The following is a 2,356-nucleotide window of genomic DNA, read 5'->3' on the forward strand; positions in this document are numbered from 1 at the left end:
CGTAAACCACGCGGGCCCCGTGCCGCCTTCCGGGGCCCGCGTGGTTTACGGGCGTTGTCAGTGGCGCAGTGCACTATCGGGACCTGGAGGTGGTGCGGGTGGCGCGGCGGGCGTACGACTGCGACGTGCTGGTGATCGGCGGCGGCATCGTCGGCCTGTCGACGGCGTACGCGATCACCCGCGCGGCGCCGGGCACGGAGGTCACGGTGCTGGAGAAGGAACCCGGCCCCGCCCGGCACCAGACGGGCCGCAACAGCGGCGTCGTGCACAGCGGCATCTACTACCGCCCCGGCTCCCTGAAGGCGCGGTACGCGGTGCGGGGCGCGGCCGAGATGGTCGCGTTCTGCGCGGAGCACGGCATCCCGCACGCGGTGACGGGCAAGCTGATCGTCGCCACCCGCCGGGACGAGCTGCCCCGCCTGCACGCCCTGGCCCAGCGCGGCCGGGAGAACGGTCTGACGGTCCGCGAACTGGGCGCCGCGCAGATCGCCGCGTACGAGCCGGAGGTGGAGGGCCTGGCCGCCCTCCACGTCGGCGCCACCGGCATCTGCGACTACGCGGCGGTGGCCCGCCGGCTGGCGGCCGCGTCCGGCGCGGAGATCCGCTACGGCGCGCGGGCCGTCCGGGTCGACCGCCGCCCGGACCTGGGCGTGGCCGCCCTGACGGCCGCCGGGGACGTCGTGCGCGGCCGGGTCCTGGTGAACTGCGCGGGCCTGCACTGCGACGAGATCGCCCGCCTCACCGGCGACGACCCCGGCATGCGCATCGTGCCGTTCCGCGGCGAGTACTACGAGCTGGCCCGCCCGGAGCTGATCCGCGGCCTGGTCTACCCGGTGCCCGATCCGGCGTTCCCGTTCCTGGGCGTGCACCTCACGCGCGGCATCGACGCGGGCGTCCACGTCGGGCCCAACGCCGTACCGGCGCTGGCGCGCGAGGGCTACGACTGGCGCACGGTCCGCCCGCGCGAGCTGGCCGCCACGCTGGCCTGGCCGGGCTCCCGGCACCTGGCCCGCCGCCACTGGCGGCACGGCACCGGGGAGCTGCACCGCTCCCTGTCCCGGCGGGCCTTCACCGAGGCGGTCCGCCGGCTCGTCCCCGCGGTCCGGGAGGCCGACCTGGTCCCGGCCCCGGCGGGCGTGCGGGCCCAGGCGGTGCTGCGGGACGGCACGCTCGCCGACGACTTCCTGATCCGGGAGGCGCCCCGCGCGGTGCACGTCCTGAACGCCCCCTCGCCCGCGGCGACGGCGTCCCTGCCCATCGGCCGGGAGGTGGCCCGCCGGACCCTGGCCGCCCTGGCCGCCGTGGACGGCGTCCCCCGCTGAGGCGGCCGCTCCCGCGGCCGGCGGACGAACCCCGCACGGCACCCCCGTAAAATCGAAGCACTGTGTCTGACTCCGTGAACACCCCCGAAGCACACGCCCGGCGCCCCGAGCACACGCCCGGCGTGTCGGTCCGCCGTACCCGGGAGAAGGGGGAGCCCCGCTTCCCGGACGGCCCGAAGGCGGATCCCGCCGGGTCGCACTTCGAGCGGCGGATCCGGAGTTTCCAGCCGCGCCGGAGCCGGGTCACCGCCGGGCAGGCGGACGCGCTGCAGCGGCTGTGGCCCCGGTGGGGCTTCGACGTCGACGGCCGGCGGCGCCTCGACCTCGCCGCGTTCTTCGGCAACGACCGCCCGGTCGTCCTCGAGATCGGCTTCGGCATGGGCGAGGCGACCGCGCGCATGGCCGCCGCCGACCCCGGCACCAACATCCTCGCCGTGGACGTCCACACCCCCGGCCAGGGCCATCTGCTCGGTCTCGCCGAGCAGCACGGCCTGGACAACGTGCGCGTCGGCAACGGCGACGCGATCATCCTGCTGCGCGAGATGCTCGCCCCCGACGCACTGGGCGGACTGCGCGTCTACTTCCCCGACCCGTGGCCGAAGAAGCGGCACCACAAGCGGCGGCTGATCCAGCCGGCCTTCCTCGACCTCGCCGCGACCCGCCTCGCCCCGGGCGCGACCGTGCACTGCGCCACCGACTGGGAGCCGTACGCCGAGCAGATGCTGGAGGTGCTGACCGCGCACCCCTGCTTCGAGAACACCGTGGCGGACGGCGGTTTCGCGCCGCGCCCGGAGTTCCGGCCGCTGACCCGTTTCGAGGGGCAGGGGCTGGACAAGGGACACGTGGTGAACGACCTGCTCTTCCGCCGCGTGCACCACACCGACCGGCCCGGGGACCGGAACGCCGCCGGCGCCTGAGCCCGCCCGGTGCTCCTGCGGGGAGCACCACTCCCTCGTTAGGGTCGATGCCGTGGCCATCAGCCGTCCGCACCCGACACGGCCCGGCCGGCCCCCCGGTCCCGCGGGGCCGGCCGG

General features: G+C 76.3%; 2 protein-coding genes. Both read left to right on the forward strand.

The genetic code is table 11. The annotated features are described in order from the left end of the window. Nucleotides 1-68 precede the first annotated feature (68 nt). Complete coding sequence (gene lhgO / locus AOK18_RS23475) at nt 69-1,322, forward strand: L-2-hydroxyglutarate oxidase (protein WP_240503285.1); 1,254 nt, start codon at nt 69-71, stop codon at nt 1,320-1,322. A 62-nt stretch (nt 1,323-1,384) separates the two neighbouring features. Beyond that, on the forward strand, nt 1,385-2,239 hold the full coding sequence (gene trmB / locus AOK18_RS23480; protein WP_240503286.1) for a tRNA (guanosine(46)-N7)-methyltransferase TrmB: 855 nt from the start codon (nt 1,385-1,387) through the stop codon (nt 2,237-2,239). Nucleotides 2,240-2,356 lie beyond the last annotated feature (117 nt).

Source organism: Streptomyces prasinopilosus (assembly GCF_001419695.1).
GTDB classification, from domain to species: Bacteria; Actinomycetota; Actinomycetes; order Streptomycetales; family Streptomycetaceae; genus Streptomyces; species Streptomyces prasinopilosus.